Origin of the sequence: Komagataeibacter medellinensis NBRC 3288 (genome assembly GCF_000182745.2) — a bacterium.
GTDB classification, from domain to species: domain Bacteria; phylum Pseudomonadota; class Alphaproteobacteria; order Acetobacterales; family Acetobacteraceae; genus Komagataeibacter; species Komagataeibacter medellinensis.
Map to the genome: position 1 here is coordinate 1384941 of NC_016027.1, position 16826 is coordinate 1401766.

Below are 16826 nucleotides of genomic sequence, written 5' to 3' on the forward strand. Positions count from 1 at the left end.
TCATGTCAGTAATTTAACGCAAACCCGCCATAACCGGCGCGCCCCGGCTGCAGGTAGCCGATCGGGTCCTCAAACTGGCGGTTCAGCAAGTTGTCGGCGCGGGCATAGACGGAGACATAGCGGTTGATTTTATAGTTGGCGGCCACATCAATGGTAAAATATCCATGCCCTTTGGCACAGGTGCTGCACGTCTCGCTGCCAATGACCGGCAGGTCACGCCATCCGCTGGTGTACAGGATATTTCCAGAAAATGTCAGGTCGCGGATAGGGGTCCATGTCGTATTGAAGTTGAACTTGTGCTGCGGACGGCGTTGCAGTTCGACGTTACTGGTTTCATCCCGGGCATGGGTCCAGGTATAGCTGAGATTGAATTCCAGATTGCTCAGCGCCTTCCAGTTCAGGAAAGCTTCCACGCCATACATCCGTGCCTTCGCAACATTGGCGTAGGAATAATTGTAGTTATATGACGAATCAATCGAAAGCGAGGACTGGATCAGGTTCCGAACCCTGTTGTCATACCATGTCGCGCCGAAGTTCAGTCGATCATGCAAAAGTTTCTGTTCCACCCCCGCGTCATAGCCGATCAACTGTTCAGCCTTCAGGTTCGGATTACCTTTTTCCGCATATCCCGCGCCTACCTGATTGGCGAATAACTGGTACAGCGATGGGCCGTGGAATCCCGAACCGGCGCTGGCCTTGATGATCGTTCCTGTGCCCGGCACATGGATCGCAGGCGCGACACGCCATGTCACGTGGTTGCCATAACGTGAGTTGGCGTCGTAGCGGATATTGGCGGCGCCGTACAGAATATGGTTCCAGTTCCCCTGATACTGCCCGTAGCCTGCGGTCGTATCCATGCTGGCGGATGTATTGTATCCACTATCCCACATAGTGGCGGCTGTGTGGCTGGTGTTGAACGTGTCGTGAAAATGTTCGGCCCCGATCAGAAGCTGACCATACTGTTTGAAATTGAACGTGCCGTGCCAGTCCACCTTCAGTCGGCTGGAACGGTAATAATCGGGGTCGGGATTGATCGGACTGCCGTAACTTGTTCCTGTCTCGGTCCAGCGGTTACGATTGGTCATGTAACCAAGACCAAGCACCTGATCGAACAGTCCATGGAATGACACCAGATGGGCCGTTCCACGCACAATAGCCTCGTTCTGATTGGTCTGTTCCCTCACGCCTTTATCGCCGTAAAGGTTCTCACTCTGCAGATCATACAATGAATATGAATGGTTGTTACCCTGTATCAGGCGTGCCGTCAGGCCAAGGTCAAGATTGCGGGTTACGTCATAACCCAGCCTGATATTGACGCCGCGGTTGTCATTGCGGTTGCCCTCATGGCGCTGCTGCCGGTCAGCACCATAATATCGTTCGATATAGGAGGGGATACTGTTGAACCCATCCATCCGGTAATGGGAGAACTCAACATTATAATGGAACCGCCCCTTGCTGCCGCGCGCACCAAAGGTCTGGTTGAAGGTGCCGTAACCACCGCCTTCAATCCTGACAAACGGCCTGAAGCGTCCCTGTCCCTGCGCCGTGGTAATATCAATGACCCCTGCCATGGCGTCCGCACCATACAGACCGCTTTGCGGGCCCCGCAGAATTTCGATCCGTCCCATGCCATCGGTTACGAACTGACCGGCATCAAACATGCCACTTGTTGAACTGCCGTCGTTGATGTCCATGCCATCCAGGCGGACTTTCACTTCGTTCGAATTGTTGCCGCGCATGAAGATGGATGAAGTGCCTCCCGGGCCGCCGGTCTGCACCACGTTCAGGCCAGGCTGACGTATCAGGATATCCGTGAGGCTGCGCCGCTGCTGGGTCTGGATCTGCTTTTCGGTGATGATGGTCATGCTGGTGCCGATATCATCAGTGGAAGTTGGCCGACGTGCTGCACTGACGCTGATCAGTTCGGGCAGGCCAGTCTCTCCCAGAGAAACAACGGCTTTCGATTTTTTATTCTCGACGACGTACTGGTTGGCGGACGGTTTTTGCGGCTTATGCTGTTTGACTGAATCATCAGCACGCGCCACTGCAGTTCCCATGGTCATCAACGTGGTGGAAGCAATCAGCAGATTACGGAATAGGATCATCTGGTTCAGATCTCGCGGTCACATCATCGTTGCCACGAGAGCGCGCTGCCACAGCGCTTCCAATCCGCAGGGAAGCCCGTAACACCACACCGTCAGGACACCCCGCCCGACAGTTCCCGGTCGCAACCATCATAACGGCAGGTCTCCTGGCTCACGGCGTGACATCCTGCTTAACCTTCCCGGAAAACCGTGGTTTCCAGTGGCCCGGATCAAGACATCCGGTATTGCAAGGACAGACCGTTTACAGTTGCGGGGGCAGCCTGAGCCTTGGATCGTGATCCGCACTCTGTTCCCTTTTCATCCCCCCGAAAGGGGACACCGTCGGAACGGTTCTGATCGGATGGGGCGTTCTTGTCAACCCGCATTCAATCTTTCAGTATCCTATCAGGATTGCCGTTATTTTCAGCCAGATTGATGAATCACAGGATATTTCCGATGAAACATATTACGCCTGCCATGCTGACTTCGCTAGCGCTGGATCTCCGCAACGGCTGGAGCATTGGTACGTTTGGTGCGATTGGCGAATTCCATCATGTCCCGGGAGACAAGGTCTGCGTTACCCCCTGTTTCGACGGGCTGGAGATCGTCACCCAACGCGGCGCCATACGCTTGTGTCCCAACGGTCCCCTGCATGCCATTGCGTGGGATTCCCTTGTTGGAAAAGGCAGACGCTGGCGGCACAGCATGGCGTTCTGCGGCCCGTTACAACTGACCGGAAGACATACCCTGATGGTTCTGGGAAAGGATGTGGAAGCCATCCGGCCAGAAGATCGTGATGCATGGCTGATTGATCTGGGAATAGGCGTGGGCCAGGTCCGGATGTGCGTACGGACAGAAAATGCCCGCCTGGTCGAAGCTCTTGCTGTTCACACGGATGACCCATTGGCCGTCATTACAGAAGCATTTGCGCTTCTGATGGAAGCCCAGCCCCACAGGGTCATGCTTTCACCAGCTGGCAGGCTGGAGGTTTACCAGCCCATTCCCAAACCTGATGAAGATTCTCCGCTCGGTGCCCATACCCACCTGTTACCAAAACTGGTAAAACTGAGGCGGTCCTGTTCGGCCCTTGATCCTGTTCCGGAAGGCTGGCAGCCCTTCCTCACGCTTCATCCGGCGGCGCCATTCAGACCGTCCGATAATGATTCCTATGATTATGACCGTCTGGCCGATCTGTCCTTTCTGCCGCTGCTTGAGGAATTCGGCAAGCAGGAAGACCTGCAGGTCTCAGGCGCATTCCGGGCTCATGTTCGTCAACATGGAACACCGGAAAATATGAAAATACCGGACACGAGACGTGGTCGTGCGCGCATGCATATCGAACTGCTCCGTATGGCAGCCCAGGGTCACAAGGGCATGGAGCAGTTTATGCCTGTCGATACGCTCAAGAGCGCTACGGATTGCGGGTGACTTCATGCCAGCGATCATGTTGCAAGGTACGGGATCCGATGTAGGCAAGTCCGTGTTGACAGCTGGTTTATGCCGGGTTTTTGCCAATCGGGGCCTGACAGTCCGGCCCTTCAAGCCCCAGAACATGTCAAACAATGCTGCCGTAACGATAGATGGTGGCGAAATCGGCCGGGCGCAGGCATTTCAGGCGTACGCCTGTCGTGTTGCCCCCTCCACCCTTATGAATCCGGTTCTTCTGAAACCGGAAAGCGATCATACCGCGCAGGTTATCGTGCGTGGACAGGCACAAGGGCACCTGCATGCTTCCAATTTTATCAGCGGTCGGGCTGCATTCCTGCCCGAGGTTCTGACCGCTTTCGAAACATTATGTGGCCAATCCGATCTGGTGATTGTCGAAGGCGCAGGTAGCCCCGCGGAAATCAACCTACGTCAGGGCGACATCGCCAATATGGGTTTTGCCAGAGCCGCGAATGTTCCGGTCATCATGATAGGCGATATAGACCGGGGCGGCGTTATCGCATCACTCGTTGGCACCCATGCCATTCTTGAGCCGGCTGACCGGGAGTTGATCAAGGGTTTTATTATAAATCGCCTTCGGGGAGACGCCAGCATTTTCCAGTCTGGATATGATTTCATAGAAAGGTTTACCGGCTGGAAGGGGCTGGGCGTTCTTCCCTGGATAGACAGTATACGTGACCTGCCATCTGAAGACAGTATTCCCGATGATGTCGGCTGTTCTTCGACATCACGGATCGAGATCGCCGTCCCCCTTATGCCGCGCATCGCCAATTTCGATGATCTTGACGCGCTGGAAGGCGAAACACATGTGAAGATTATACGGGTCAGGCCAGGGCACCCCCTTCCTGCGTCTGCTCATGTCGTGTTCCTTCCAGGTAGCAAGGCGACAATAGCGGACCTGCGGTTTTTCAGGCAGCAGGGATGGGATATTGATCTCGCAGGGCACGTCAGGCGGGGTGGATATGTGTTCGGTCTCTGCGGTGGTTATCAGATGCTAGGACAAACCATAGATGATCCCGATGGTGTAGAGGGAAGCCCGACGACGGTACCGGGACTTGGACTTCTGGAAGTTAATACCGTCCTGACCCATGATAAGAAGATCAATCAGACATCGGGGATAACCCTTTCCGATAACACGCGATTCAGTGGTTACGAAATTCATTGTGGAGAGACAGCAAGCTCCCATAGCCGGGTTATTCCCCTGATCAAACGCGACGATGGGCGGCGCGATGGTGCGATAAGCCCAGACGGTCGTATTGCAGGTTGCTACGTACACCGTCTGTTTGACATGACTGGTCAGCGCGCCGCATGGCTGGACAGATGGGGCACACACTCGGACGGACTGGATTATACAGCACGCGTAGAACACGCCCTTGAAACCGTCGCGGCCACCATGGAAAGCAGGCTGGATATTGAGGGGCTACTGGCTGTTGCCAGATGACCTTCTTTCGATCTCTGTATCCTGTTGCGTCAGGGCATTCAGACAGGCAGGACAGAGACATCCTGCCTGGTCATCCGTTGGAACCGGCAGGCCACGGGGTTTTTCCATGCACCAGCACGCACCTTCAGGCTGACACGAAAATTCAGCGCCACATTTTTTACACTCTATCATTCCTTGCCCGCCTGTCTGCTGTTGTCACGACCGAATCAAACGCTCAGCCCTGCTGGATGGCATTCCGTCGGGCTATATCTTACGATGGAAGGCATGCCAATATGTCAGATTATTTTCAGTTTCCTGCACAAATACCGAATAAGGAATAGCATTGAGAATGCATATCCTGAACCAGAAAACCAGCTCTGTATGTATGTCGTTCAAAATTGATAATAAATACTGCCCGGTAGCCTGATATATTGTTCTGGACTTCATGGGGATATGTATCATCAAACAGGATACATCTTCCATGCTACCAGCATAATATTTGATCGTCCATCCGTATCCAGCAATCCTTGTCGTCCTGCCGCACCTGCAAGACTAAATGACAGGTTAACAGCATCTTGGTCACTCCATTATGCAGCGGAATACGCGCACCGGGATCAAGGAAAGAAATCAAGGCCGAGTTCAGCCTGAAAACTGCCGCAGCAAACTGTGCTGTCCATGGCATCCGCCGACAGTTCTGCGGAATGCAGTTTTCATAGCCACAAAAGAGAAACAACTTCCATTTTGTATCGAGTGCATACGCGCATGGTCTAGCGAAATATCGCACAGAGCCGGAAAACTGTTATCTCCGTGCATCGCAAGCATCCTGAATGCTTCTATAATCTAGAACGCCAGTTGCTCCATGTCAGCATGTACCACGCCATATCTCTGCGAGCGATTTGGCGTCGTCTTCAGAGGAAAGATAAATGTTCTGGTCAACCAGGGTCGTATCGACCGTTGGCCGCCAGTTCCTTGTCATACCTGGCAGAACCGATAACGGTGCAGAAGCCACGATACGGTAATGACTGGAAACCTGTTGCTCGCTGATACTCTTATCAAGATAGGTTGCCAAGCCTACTGCCTTACCGCGCCCGAAGCGTTGCACATGATCCATCAGGAGCAAAATCGACGCATTGATTTCACACAAAAATGTTTCATGACACCAGTTTGTACCATCGTGATGCGTCATGAAGAGAATGATCGCTTCGTCTACATCCTCGGCATTTCCTGATTACAGGCATATCCAGCCTTCCTTTTTCCTGCATCCCCCCTTCCGCACGCAGCGGCATTTCTTCCAGAAGCATATTCGGTGAGTAGCAACGGCCACTGCGTGCAAACTTGATCCCATGCAACAGGCATCTGATAAAAGTTCCGCTGACCATGCCACGACTGAGTGGCACCTGACGATGCTTACACCGGTCATCAAGTGCGAACACCAGTCCTGCCTCTGGACGGACAACGACCACGGACCATCTGTCACAATAAACCCCGATTGCTTTTTAATGTTTCAGATCCACACTACGCAAAACGGAATATCATTGTGCATGTTGATCAGGATAAAAAGGTTGAAGCAGAGTATCTGTCACGCTCATGACACTTCCTCCAAATCCTTATTAATGGACGAACGCCGTCGCCGCGCAGGCACGTTGAACCTTCGTCAGGTCTGCAAGTATATTGCGCACTTCAGATGGTAAGTGTCTGTCCTCCTTGTTGGCAAAATGCATTATCGTAGACGGTGTAATAATCACGCGCCGTCGGGGATATTCTGATCGAATCTTATCTATCCATCGCATCGCGCTATAGATATCCGTTGGAATCCGGTTCAGGCCATCTACGATTCCCAGAAGAAGATCACAACGCGGATTAAGAACAGAAAGGATTAGTGGAAGCTCTGCTCCACCGCGCACCATGTCGATATGCATGCCATTCATCGGCAGTGACATGACGTGTGACAGGTTACGCCAGAAGCCGCCACTGCCTCCGACGAAGATGAGCGATAATGCGTGCCCGGAGGCCACCTTAGCCATGCTCTGCCATGCAAGTTCCATTGCCGTCTGGCGTTCCTGTGGCATTGGACCGACCGTTGTGACTGGTTCTGCAATCTGCACCCGGAAACAGCCTGCCATGGCAAGTTCATGCAGTATCCCGGCGTATACCGGAAGCAGTTTCGGTAATGACAGGACAGGGTCCGTTCCATCACGTCTGTCACACGCGGCAAGAAAGCTCACCGGCCCAAGAAGGATTGGTACAGGCGCAATTCCACGTTGCCATGCAGCAACAAATGCATCACGAACAGGATTGCAACACAGGCGGAAGACCGTCTGATCCGTCACTTCGGGCGTGCACTTCCTATCTGGAGGAGGCCAGCCCATGCCCACCATCCGTGCTGTCTGCCATACGCGATGCCGTTCGTCCGGGCAGGAATTGGAAGCTACATGCGAGACGCCTGTGCGCCGCTGCAATGCGATCAGTTCCGGGGTATCAAAACCCGAGAGACCAAGCGTCCCAGTCAGTAGCATGAGGATTTACCGCAGATCTGCGTATCATGAAACAAGTTTGTAATGGTGAGAGTGGCGCGCCTGTCCGTGACAGGCAGGCCCGTGCAGTGGTGCAAAACTCTGCTCCTACCCCCGGTTCATCCCGCCCGGCGGCCGTGACATCGACAATGGCAGGTCTCCTGGCTCGCGGATTATCGCAGATCGTTTCTACCTTCCCGTTGCTAATACAACAGTGGCCCATTCCCCACAGAAAATGGACGACACGATCCCATACCGCTTACAGTTGCGGGAGCAGCCACCGACTGGCTTCCGGGACAAACCCTGCCGAAGCGGAACGGTGTTCCCTTTTCATCCGTTTGCACGGAACCACTGACTATGTAGAAGGCGAATATGCCATTCCCTTCCATTTTTTAGCAATGTTTTCCTTTCAATGCTGACCAGACAAATGAATACACTCAATGTCTGAACATGTTTGTACGTTCTGTATGATTCCACTATAATATAAATTAATACTCTCTATATATGTATTTCTGTCTAAAAAGTAATGCTACTGTGTAGACCAAAGATCGCTTCGTCACCCACACGGCGCAGACCGGTCCAGTCGGGCGTTCCACCCGAAGGGTGCCAGACGTACTGGAAGTCAGGCTGCATCACCATCCACGGCGTGACCTGAGCCTGATAGGTCAGTTCCAGGTGGTTTTCATTGCCCTGCACAAGCGTCTGCCTGTCTCGATCAAATTGCCGCAGGCCAGAACTGGCGCGACCGATGCCCCAGCCCAGACCGATCGTATCGTTGTTACGCCCCCTGAACGGCGCCTTCAGGTTCAGTCCTGCGTCAATGGCGAAGCTGATCTGGTTACGATCGCCGCCATTACCGGTGGCGCGCACGAACACACCCACCGAGCGGGCGGATGTTAACGAGGGCCGCCAGATCATCTGGTCAATGATGCCGTAGACCATCCAGTTACCCCGGTCCCAGCGCGGGGTCAGGTCGCTTTCGGTGCTGGCGGGATTGACCGAGGCCGCACCCAGTGAGCCACCATTGCGGTTGTAGCGGTAGTCGGCGAACTTCGCGGTATCATAGAACCCGCCCAGCTTGTACACGCCCGGCAGGCCGGGGTTCTTGGTCACGTTGGACATGTCGGCAGGCTGGGGGTTGAGCGCGTATTGCAGTTCGGTCATCAGCAGCGCCCCGGTGTTCATGTTGAAATTGGTACCGTTGGCGCCATCATAGGTCTGGCTGGTGGGGTCGGAATTGTAACCGCTGAGTGACCCGGTGGCCTGCTGGATGGGGGTGGAATTGTAACGGTTGCCCGGCGGGTTGTCGTCCGCTGCCGCAAACATGAAGGTGAACTTCTCGCTGGGCCGGTAGCGGATACGGATGGCGGGGGATGACAGCGGCCAGGACGGGCCGCCGCCATACAGGTTGACCGATGGCGCCATGGGCCAGCCGAAATTGGCGTTGAGGTAAAGCGAGGCGTAATCGCTGATCAGGAATTCGGTATCGAGATCCTGCTGCCCCACCTTTACATCCAGCTTGCCGCCAAGGAAGGACTGCTGGTACCACAGTTCGAACAGGCGGGTGGAGTGGTCGGCCTCGAACCCACTTATGGGGTTGAAGTTGGCCAGGTGGTCCTGCGAGATCGAGCGCCCGTGTATCTGCAGGGCGCTGACATTGAACAGGCCACCCTTCAGCCCGAACAGCTTTTCGGTATCGACGGTAAGTGTTGGCATGGTCACGCCATCATAGGACGGGCCGGTACCCGAGCCTGCCGCGCCATCATTACCCGAAGCCGAACCGCCAGTGCCGTTGCCCCACAGTTCATCGACTTCCTGGATGTCAAAACTGATGCCATGCCTGTACAGCCATGGCCGCGCGCCCCACATGTTGCCCAGCAGGTTGCCGCTGGTGTCCAGCCTGTCGCCATCATCGGCGGCGGCTTCGTGTGCTTTCTGCGCATCAGCCTGCGCGCGTTCGGAATCCCGCACGGTGGCGGGGTCGATCTGCTGGATCAGCGGTGTGGAATTGCCAAGGCGGGCGCGGTCTTCCTCGATCTGGGTCTGAGGGGCCTGAGCATAAGCGGCTGAATATGTGAAGAGGCTTCCTACCAGAGTGGAGTTGATAAAAAGCACACGAGCCGTGCGTCGCGTAACGCACGGAGAGTCAAGAAATGTCATGAAAAGAGCCTGTCGGAGAGCGTCGGTAAAAGAGCAACAATTCCGAATGCTGTCATTTCCCGAGCGGGAAACGAACACGCATGCCATCGCGACAGAGCGTCAAAGAAAAAAATGCATCACGCCTTGATCCGCCTCCGGCTCCACCCGCCCGGCGACATATCTGGACTCGACGGTAGGTCTCCTGACTCACGGGTCATCACGTTACGTCTGCCTTCCCAACCGAAGCCAGTGGCTGCTACCCAATTGGTAGCTGAGGACACAACGCTCGCCGTCTACAGTTGCGGGGGCAGTTATCGACTGAACTCCCGGGAAAACCTTCCCCAGCCAGAGTTATACGACATTCCCTTTTCACCCGTTCGCACGGGACCGTCGACTTGATAGGCAGCGTTATAAAAGTCTTACGTCAAAAAACGCAAGACAGGAGAATTGTAGAAACCATTCCCGATGGATATTGATCTCCTGCGCATGAGCATTTCACCTGTAACCACCATGATTTATGTCAAATTATGTCAAACGATACCCTCGATGTCGCGATCTTCGAGCACTCGGAAGACCCTGTCATAGGCATAGCCAGCGTCCATCGTTGCAATATCGATCGCTCCTCCGGTTATGGCTTCGATCGCATCGAGCCGCGTGGCGACGGCTATGCCTTCATTCTCCTCGCCAGCCGCGACCTTAAACATCCAGCACACCGCCAGCAACATCGTCTACAGCGGTATGCTGCCTGCAAGCTGACTCGAGCCGCTGGTTGCGGCCGTTGGTCGCCATCGTGGCATCCGGGTTGGTCACGCAGACCTTTTTGAACCTGCCGCTCTGCCGACCCTCCCGAAGCTCTTCGTTATCAGCACGCTCGACAGCCTCGACATGCCAGACGACGACTGTGTCCCGGCTGACATGTGCGCGGATCAGCGCGGCATCGATATGAACGACTTCGCCCGTCGCGATCCGAGCCTTGAGAAAGGCCTGGACGGTATGCTCAAAGATTCGCCAAAACCGTTGGACACCCTAGCACTACAGTTGCATTTTGTGTCGTGAGTGAGCGCGGATAGCACTGGCCTGATGCGTTCGTCGAAAGACGGACCATCTGAGGATGTGAGAGACGGGTAGTCTGCGTTGTGCAAGTTTTACGACGAGGCGCCTGATCTCCTGAATGGACCAGCGGACAAGGACTGTCGTGTTCTGAGTTGTGTTTTTTTCGGTTTCAGTGAGTTTGCCTGGTAACGGACACTGGCCATGACGGCATAGGCCAGCATGACCAGAGAGACGTGCCGATGCCAACCATGCCAGGAGCGGGTCTCGTTATGATCAAGACCAAATTCGTTTTTGGCCGTCTCGAACCCTTCTTCGATCCTCCAGCGCGTCCCTTCAACGTTCACCAGTTCCTGCGTGGTTGTCCCTTTCGGGCTCCAGGTCGTAAAATAGGCAAGGTCCCCGTCAGCGATGTTTCGGCGGATCAACAGGCCACGTGTCCATGGTCCGGCTATAGGGCAGTCAAATTCTTCAGCATCCAGATCAGCAAGCGGAAGATACGCCCAGTCATAAAGTCGCTCACCTTTTGTGCCGTGCCCCGCTGACAGACGACGCCAGGCCTGGTCTGGCAGTCCTGCTGCAATATCTTTCGCCTCTCCGGCAATCAGCGGTTCCGTTGCCCATGATCCGAACCAGTGATTGCCCTTGACCCCAAGCACATATCCAATTCCTGCCCGGCGAAGCGTGCGTTCTACGTCGCCCACGCCATACACGCTGTCTGCTGCAACCCAGCGGAACGGCACACCGGCCTCAATACTTCGCTCAATCATCATCGAGGCTAACGCCGGTTTGGTTGCAAACACCACGTCATCGGGAACGTGGGCCCGCTTCAGACGCTCAGGCTTTGATGTCCAGTCTTTCGGGAGATACAGGGCGCGGTCAATAAAGGCATGCCCCCGTTCCGAAACATAAGCGCCAAACACACCAATCTGGCAGTTCGTGATCTTGCCGGCAGATCCCGTATACTGCCGCCCCACACCGCAGGACGCCTGACCCTTCTTCAGAAAACCGGTCTCATCAATGACCAGCACGCCCTCTTCAGTGCCCAGATGCTCAATCACATAATCCCTGACGACGTCACGAAGGGCATCGGCATCCCAGTGCCCGCGTCCCAGAAGCGCCTGCTGCCGCCATGGACCAGGATCTCCTGCGGCTTCCGCTCGCATCCATCCCGTCTTGCGTGGTTCATTGCCAATCAAAACATCAAGAAAAGCACAGGCCGAATCTACGACACGTTTTTGCGTGAACAGCGGCGCCATCCGATCCTTGGCGGACCGAAGCGAGCGCGCCCATAATTCCAGCGTCTCTTCAACAGACGTACCGCCACTCATCATATCCTGAATCATGGTTACCCATAGATTCAGAACTCAACACAAAATGCAACTGTAGTGCTAGGCTCAGGACCCATTGATTTGTGTAGGGAATTTTGCTTCAGGTTCTGCAAGGAGACTGAAGATGAGTGACCTGTTTTGGCTGACGGATGAACAGATGGAGCGTCTGCGGCCGTTCTTTCCCAAGAGCCATGGTAAACCTCGCGTTGATGACCGCCGCGTGCTGAGCGGCATCATTTTTGTGAACCGCAATGGTATGCGCTGGCGTGATGCACCCCGGGAATACGGTCCGCACAAGACGCTCTACAACCGTTGGAAGCGTTGGGGCGACATGGGCATTTTCATGCGGATGATGGATGGCCTGTCTGCCGCGAAGGCTGAGCCTCAGACTATTATGATTGATGCGACCTATCTCAAGGCACACCGCACGGCTTCAAGCCTGCGGTTAAAAAAGGGGATCCAGGCCGCCTGATCGGACGCACTAAAGGGGGCATGAACACCAAGCTGTATGCGGTCACCGATCAGAACGGACGACCGCTGAGCTTCTTTATGACAGCCGGACAGATCAGTGATTACACCGGAGCCTCTGCTCTGCTGGACAACCTTCCCATGGCACAGTGGTTGCTGGCGGATCGGGGTTATGATGCTGACTGGTTCCGGGATGCCCTGGAGGAAAAAGGGATCAGGCCCTGCATTCCGGGAAGAAGATCCCGCGGAAAACCAGTCAAATACGACAAGCGAAAATACAAAAGACGCAACCGCATCGAAATCATGTTCGGCCGTCTCAAGGACTGGCGGCGGGTCGCAACACGCTATGACAGATGCCCGAACGTCTTCTTCTCAGCCATCTGCCTCGCTGCAACCGTCATCTTCTGGCTATGAGTCCTGAGCCTAGGAACCTCTGATTGAGACGGTTCGCCCAAGGGGCAAGACGCCACCCCATGATCTACAGCGCACGATAGCAGCGATTTTCTGGCATCATGGAAATGGTGCGAAATGGCGGAGCATCCCCGCTGAACTGGGTTTACGGTGGCGGGCAGCGCAACTTTTCATCCGCTGAGCGAAGCGCGGCGTTACGGGAACGCCTGCTCGAACGGGTTCAAGAACAACACGGAGTGGCGTTCGGAATGACTTTTCTGGATGGCACAAACATCAGGGATCACCACAAGGTGGCGGAAGCCCAAAAAAAGGGCCTCTTTCGAAGAGCGAGACCATCGTGAAGCACCTGGCCGCTCTCGCGGCTGCTATGGCACAAAAGTCTGCGTGGCGTGAAGGCAGATGGAAAGGCGCCTGGCTTTGCCATAGCCGCCCGGTCAGGCCCATGAACTGCCATTGGCGCAGTCCTGCTTGAAAGCCTTTCCGCCATTCCCCTGCGGGTTGTGACGGACACGGGCTATGCGTCAGAGGCCTTGCGTGAGCGTATCCGGAACATGGGAGGTTGGCCGACCATTCCCGCGAAACGACGGAATGCACCGGTCGCCTGCCCAAAATGGGCCTATCGGTGGCGACAGCCTGTCGAGAACCTCTGGGCTCGCTTCAAGGAGTAGCGTGCAGTCACAACCAGATATAAAAAAACAGTAACGTCGTTTCTCGCGGTCATCCGCATTGCTGCCGCAGCAGACTGAATTAAGTCCTAACAGGGCCTATCTGATACATTTATTTCACTACATTCAAAATACCATGCACTCTATTTTTCTTTACATCAACTGGATATGGCTTTTGAATCCTAACAATGCTGCATCACGCAGGTTGGATTGGGCATTGGGGTGAATATAGTATTCGAACAGTGGGGTGAAGATAACGCCCGGCATGACATGTATGGCATAGTTCGCTTCCATGACGATGGTATTGTGCTGCACGCCGGTTGCATGGTTGGGCAAGCTGCTTCTGTTACCGTTATTAATCATGTCCTGTTCCGCCAGCGTCACGCCATCGGCAATTCGTGTATAGGTCAGGGCAAATCCCATCGTGTCATACGGGCGTGTACGGAAGGCACCCCGATTGAGCAGCGCCGCGTAAACAAGATATTTGCGCAGTGATGTACGCGGGTCGTTATAGATCATGCCAGACAGCGCGGTCAGGCCAGAATCCTTATTATGGTAATGCAGCAGACGCTGGTCAAACATCATCCATGTAGACCACGACGCCCCATGCCGCTGCCGCTTGCGGCCTGTCAGGGCGTAAGGCGCGCCATTCACATCAAGGTAATTGTCATCCTGCGGCGTGCTGAACAACTGTGCACCGAATTTATAATGCCCCGGCAACGTGCCATGACGAAAAACAGGTTCCCACGCAGTTTCTATCGGCGCGGTATAACCGATGATGTTTGCACCATTGAACTTGAACCCGGTCCGGTGCTGGAATACCTGATAAATGCCGTTTTCAATCGGGTACAGCCCGGTCTGCACATAGACGGAGCGCGCGGGACGGCCACGCACACGGAACCCCCATGTGGATGCGGGATAGCCAGCTGCAAAATTGGTGTCGGTAATGCCCTTGGGTCGGCCGCAGATACTGCCGTTCTGGAAGTTGCAAAACAGGGGACTGGCCGCAAAATCCGATATTTCGGCCATGCGGCCTGCGGCAATTGCCAGTCGCCCGCCTAGAAGCGTTTCCTCCCCATAGGCATAGACAAGATGGACCACCACGTTACCGCCGCCGCCATAATCTTCCGATGCATGGTTCAGCCAGTCCCCGAACATGCGGTTGGCGGTTGTACCATAACGGCCAACGGTCACCATATGGGTTGCAAATCCGTGCCAGCCCGCCAGCTTGTCCCAGTCCATATCAAGCTGCATGGCATACTGTCCGGCATTGCTGGCACCCTGTTTGTAATTGCTGAACCCCGGTGTAGTCCCGCGCGTAGGTGGCGTTATGGCACCCGCGAATTCGTTGGTATTATCCACAAGGAAATTAATTCCCCGGCGGCGCAGCCACTTTGAGACAGGATTGGGCGCCACCGCTTCAGGTTGGGAAAATGGGGGCACCCAGGTCTTGTGCGAATCATGCTTTGGCAACGGACGCGACACCAGCAGGCTGGGGGCCGAACCAATATCACGATCCATGACCTGTGCCCTAGCGGGTACAGCCCCAAATAGCACACAGCCGAGCGCAAATGGCAGCGCATACACGGCCGTGCGCGCGACATGATGCATGCGACCGACTGGTGGGCGCGCTGCGCGCACGCACACCGGATTTGCGGTAGCAGGAAACATGATGATGCTCCCCATTAATGTACGAAAATCGACGCTATAAGGCAGAAGACCAGTCCACATACGGCAATCAGCGTTTCCAGGACCGACCATGTCTTGATGGTCTGCGGTACAGTCAGGCCCAGATATTCCTTGATCTGCCAGAAACCGGCATCATTCATCGGGCCGAAGGCAACCGATCCCGCCCCGGTCACCAGCACCATAAGTTCGGGTGAAACCCCTGTACTATGTTCCAAGATGGGGGCGACAATGCCGGACGCTGTAGCCATCGCCACGGTGGACGACCCGCACGCCACACGCACGATGGCCGCCAGAACCCATGCCAGCACCAGCAGCGGCATATGGGCGCTAAGGGCGGCATCGGTAATGGCGCGCGATACCCCGCTGTCAATCAGCACCCGGCCAAAGCCGCCGCCCGCGCCGATCAGCAGCATGATAAGCGCCGTGGGACCAAGGCATTCATTGGTAAAGCGCAGGATGGTGGCAGCCGAAAATCCCTGCGCCACTCCCAGTACGTAAAAGGACAGCAGCGTTGCCAGCACAAGTGCTATGTCCGTATTGCCCACAAAATGCAGCACGGTATTGGCCGTACCCTGTACCGTTGTGATCCGGTCGGCCATCGACCCGACCAACATCAGGACAACAGGCGAAAGAACGGTAAAAACCGTCAGGAAAAAGCCCGGCATATTGGCTGCCGGTTCGTGTTTAACGAACTGCTCCGCCAACGGGTTTACACCGGTCAGTTGCACGCGGGCAGAGGCAAAGCGGCCAAAGATCGGCCCGGCAATCACTGCGATGGGGGTACCAATTATGATACCCAGCATGATCGTATGGCCAATATTGGCGTGATACGCGCTAAGAGCCAGCAACGCTGCCGGATGCGGCGGAATAAGCGCATGCGTGACCGACAGCGCCGCCCCCATGGGCAATGCCACCCGCAGCAGAGGCATATTGGTACGGTCTGCCAGCACGAATACCAGTGGGATGAGCAGGACAAAGCCTACTTCAAAAAACACAGGCAGCCCAATCAGCAAGCCAATCACCATCATGGCCCAGTCCACGCGCTCGCGCCCCGCGAACCCGGAGATGGTCAGTGCAATACGGTCGGCTCCACCGGATTCAGCCAGCATCTTGCCCAACATGGTACCAAGCGCGATGACGGTGCCAACATGGCCGAGCACATGACCTGCGCCATTTTCAAAGGACGCAACGACACGATCCGCTGGCATGCCCGCAAAAAGGGCAAGGGTTATGGATACGATAAAAAGAACAATGAAGGGGTTCAGGCGGAACCGGGCAATCAGAACAATAACGGCCAGAATTGCCGTTACTGCAAGAGAGATGGCAAATGCTGCGCTCATCCCATCAATACTCCCAAGGTTTAACACAACGCCTAACGCCTGCGGTTGACGGGAAGATCAGGACATAAAGAAAATGTTATGAAAACATCTTTTGTCCGGCAATTGTTGCGATACCTACAGTAGGGCCTAAAATAAAAACAGACATCGCAATTTAAGATATACATGTTTTTACAGCCAAATTTTATAAATTGTGCAACGCACAATGTCTGGTGCAGGTTGAAGGGTCGAGGAACTGCTGAAGGGCGCTCTGCAAGATTTCCATAGATCACA

Annotated in this window: 13 protein-coding genes, 1 pseudogene and 3 riboswitches; of the genes and pseudogenes, 4 read left to right on the forward strand and 10 right to left on the reverse strand. The window is 55.0% G+C overall.

What is annotated here, in order from left to right:
• Positions 1-5 precede the first annotated feature (5 nt).
• Positions 6-2105, reverse strand: a complete 2100-nt coding sequence (locus tag GLX_RS06340) for a TonB-dependent receptor plug domain-containing protein (protein WP_014105169.1) — start codon at positions 2103-2105, stop codon at positions 6-8.
• Positions 2106-2224: 119 nt separating this feature from the next.
• A riboswitch (cobalamin riboswitch) is annotated at positions 2225-2443 on the reverse strand.
• 97 nt (positions 2444-2540) lie between these two features.
• Between GLX_RS06340 and GLX_RS18945 the strand changes: the two genes are divergently transcribed.
• Positions 2541-3512, forward strand: coding sequence for a DUF6925 family protein (locus tag GLX_RS18945; protein WP_231850418.1), 972 nt, complete (start codon positions 2541-2543; stop codon positions 3510-3512).
• Positions 3513-3516: 4 nt separating this feature from the next.
• Positions 3517-4971: a cobyric acid synthase gene (locus GLX_RS06350; protein ID WP_014105171.1), complete on the forward strand. Its 1455-nt coding sequence runs from the start codon at positions 3517-3519 to the stop codon at positions 4969-4971.
• A 286-nt stretch (positions 4972-5257) separates the two neighbouring features.
• Here the strand turns inward: GLX_RS06350 and GLX_RS17100 are convergent.
• The 7 genes and pseudogenes from GLX_RS17100 to GLX_RS06375 all read right to left on the reverse strand — a co-directional run bounded on the left by GLX_RS17100 (position 5258) and on the right by GLX_RS06375 (position 11998).
• Positions 5258-5734, reverse strand: a pseudogene (locus GLX_RS17100) (aspartyl/asparaginyl beta-hydroxylase domain-containing protein).
• Positions 5735-5812: 78 nt separating this feature from the next.
• On the reverse strand, positions 5813-6136 hold the full coding sequence (locus GLX_RS18710; protein WP_014105173.1) for a hypothetical protein: 324 nt from the start codon (positions 6134-6136) through the stop codon (positions 5813-5815).
• Complete coding sequence (locus GLX_RS18715) at positions 6102-6413, reverse strand: Rieske 2Fe-2S domain-containing protein (protein WP_331396527.1); 312 nt, start codon at positions 6411-6413, stop codon at positions 6102-6104. The genes GLX_RS18710 and GLX_RS18715 overlap by 35 nt, the downstream gene beginning before the upstream one ends.
• A gap of 147 nt (positions 6414-6560) precedes the next feature.
• Entirely contained in the window at positions 6561-7466 is a 906-nt protein-coding gene (locus tag GLX_RS06360) for a uroporphyrinogen decarboxylase/cobalamine-independent methonine synthase family protein (RefSeq protein WP_014105174.1), read from the reverse strand.
• A gap of 131 nt (positions 7467-7597) precedes the next feature.
• A riboswitch (cobalamin riboswitch) is annotated at positions 7598-7831 on the reverse strand.
• A 148-nt stretch (positions 7832-7979) separates the two neighbouring features.
• Positions 7980-9623 carry a carbohydrate porin gene (locus tag GLX_RS06365; protein ID WP_041247234.1) on the reverse strand — a complete coding sequence of 548 codons (1644 nt, stop codon included), beginning with the start codon at positions 9621-9623 and terminating at the stop codon, positions 7980-7982.
• A gap of 154 nt (positions 9624-9777) precedes the next feature.
• A riboswitch (cobalamin riboswitch) is annotated at positions 9778-10009 on the reverse strand.
• 123 nt (positions 10010-10132) lie between these two features.
• Positions 10133-10306: a hypothetical protein gene (locus tag GLX_RS18415; protein ID WP_158309222.1), complete on the reverse strand. Its 174-nt coding sequence runs from the start codon at positions 10304-10306 to the stop codon at positions 10133-10135.
• Between the two features lie 441 nt (positions 10307-10747).
• Entirely contained in the window at positions 10748-11998 is a 1251-nt protein-coding gene (locus GLX_RS06375; RefSeq protein WP_012812328.1) for an IS701-like element IS1452 family transposase, read from the reverse strand.
• 109 nt (positions 11999-12107) lie between these two features.
• On the opposite strand from GLX_RS06375, the gene GLX_RS17110 reads away from it, so the two are divergent.
• Together GLX_RS17110 and GLX_RS19330 are read left to right on the forward strand one after the other, a co-directional pair.
• Positions 12108-12865, forward strand: a protein-coding gene (locus GLX_RS17110; protein WP_148268546.1) for an IS5 family transposase whose coding sequence is annotated in 2 segments (ribosomal slippage) — positions 12108-12429 and positions 12429-12865 — 759 coding nt in all. Because the reading frame shifts where the segments join, the coding sequence is not laid out codon by codon here.
• Positions 12866-12887: 22 nt separating this feature from the next.
• The gene (locus GLX_RS19330; RefSeq protein WP_407927264.1) at positions 12888-13043 is read left to right on the forward strand and encodes a hypothetical protein; all 156 of its coding nucleotides are present in this window, start codon (positions 12888-12890) and stop codon (positions 13041-13043) included.
• Positions 13044-13680: 637 nt separating this feature from the next.
• On the opposite strand, the gene GLX_RS06390 is transcribed toward GLX_RS19330, so the two are convergent.
• Together GLX_RS06390 and GLX_RS06395 are read right to left on the reverse strand one after the other, a co-directional pair.
• Entirely contained in the window at positions 13681-15213 is a 1533-nt protein-coding gene (locus GLX_RS06390) for a carbohydrate porin (RefSeq protein WP_014105178.1), read from the reverse strand.
• Positions 15213-16556, reverse strand: a complete 1344-nt coding sequence (locus GLX_RS06395) for a GntT/GntP/DsdX family permease (RefSeq protein ID WP_014105179.1) — start codon at positions 16554-16556, stop codon at positions 15213-15215. The genes GLX_RS06390 and GLX_RS06395 overlap by 1 nt, the downstream gene beginning before the upstream one ends.
• Positions 16557-16826: the final 270 nt, after the last annotated feature.

Coding starts and splice junctions, on each gene's coding strand:
- GLX_RS18710 (WP_014105173.1), bottom strand. CDS start 6,136: ATGACGCATCACGATGGTACAAACTGGTGTCATGAAACATTTTTGTGT.
- GLX_RS06350 (WP_014105171.1), top strand. CDS start 3,517: ATGCCAGCGATCATGTTGCAAGGTACGGGATCCGATGTAGGCAAGTCC.
- GLX_RS06375 (WP_012812328.1), bottom strand. CDS start 11,998: ATGATTCAGGATATGATGAGTGGCGGTACGTCTGTTGAAGAGACGCTG.
- GLX_RS06395 (WP_014105179.1), bottom strand. CDS start 16,556: ATGAGCGCAGCATTTGCCATCTCTCTTGCAGTAACGGCAATTCTGGCC.
- GLX_RS18415 (WP_158309222.1), bottom strand. CDS start 10,306: ATGTTTAAGGTCGCGGCTGGCGAGGAGAATGAAGGCATAGCCGTCGCC.
- GLX_RS06365 (WP_041247234.1), bottom strand. CDS start 9,623: ATGACATTTCTTGACTCTCCGTGCGTTACGCGACGCACGGCTCGTGTG.
- GLX_RS06360 (WP_014105174.1), bottom strand. CDS start 7,466: ATGCTACTGACTGGGACGCTTGGTCTCTCGGGTTTTGATACCCCGGAA.
- GLX_RS06340 (WP_014105169.1), bottom strand. CDS start 2,105: ATGATCCTATTCCGTAATCTGCTGATTGCTTCCACCACGTTGATGACC.
- GLX_RS06390 (WP_014105178.1), bottom strand. CDS start 15,213: ATGGGGAGCATCATCATGTTTCCTGCTACCGCAAATCCGGTGTGCGTG.
- GLX_RS18945 (WP_231850418.1), top strand. CDS start 2,541: ATGAAACATATTACGCCTGCCATGCTGACTTCGCTAGCGCTGGATCTC.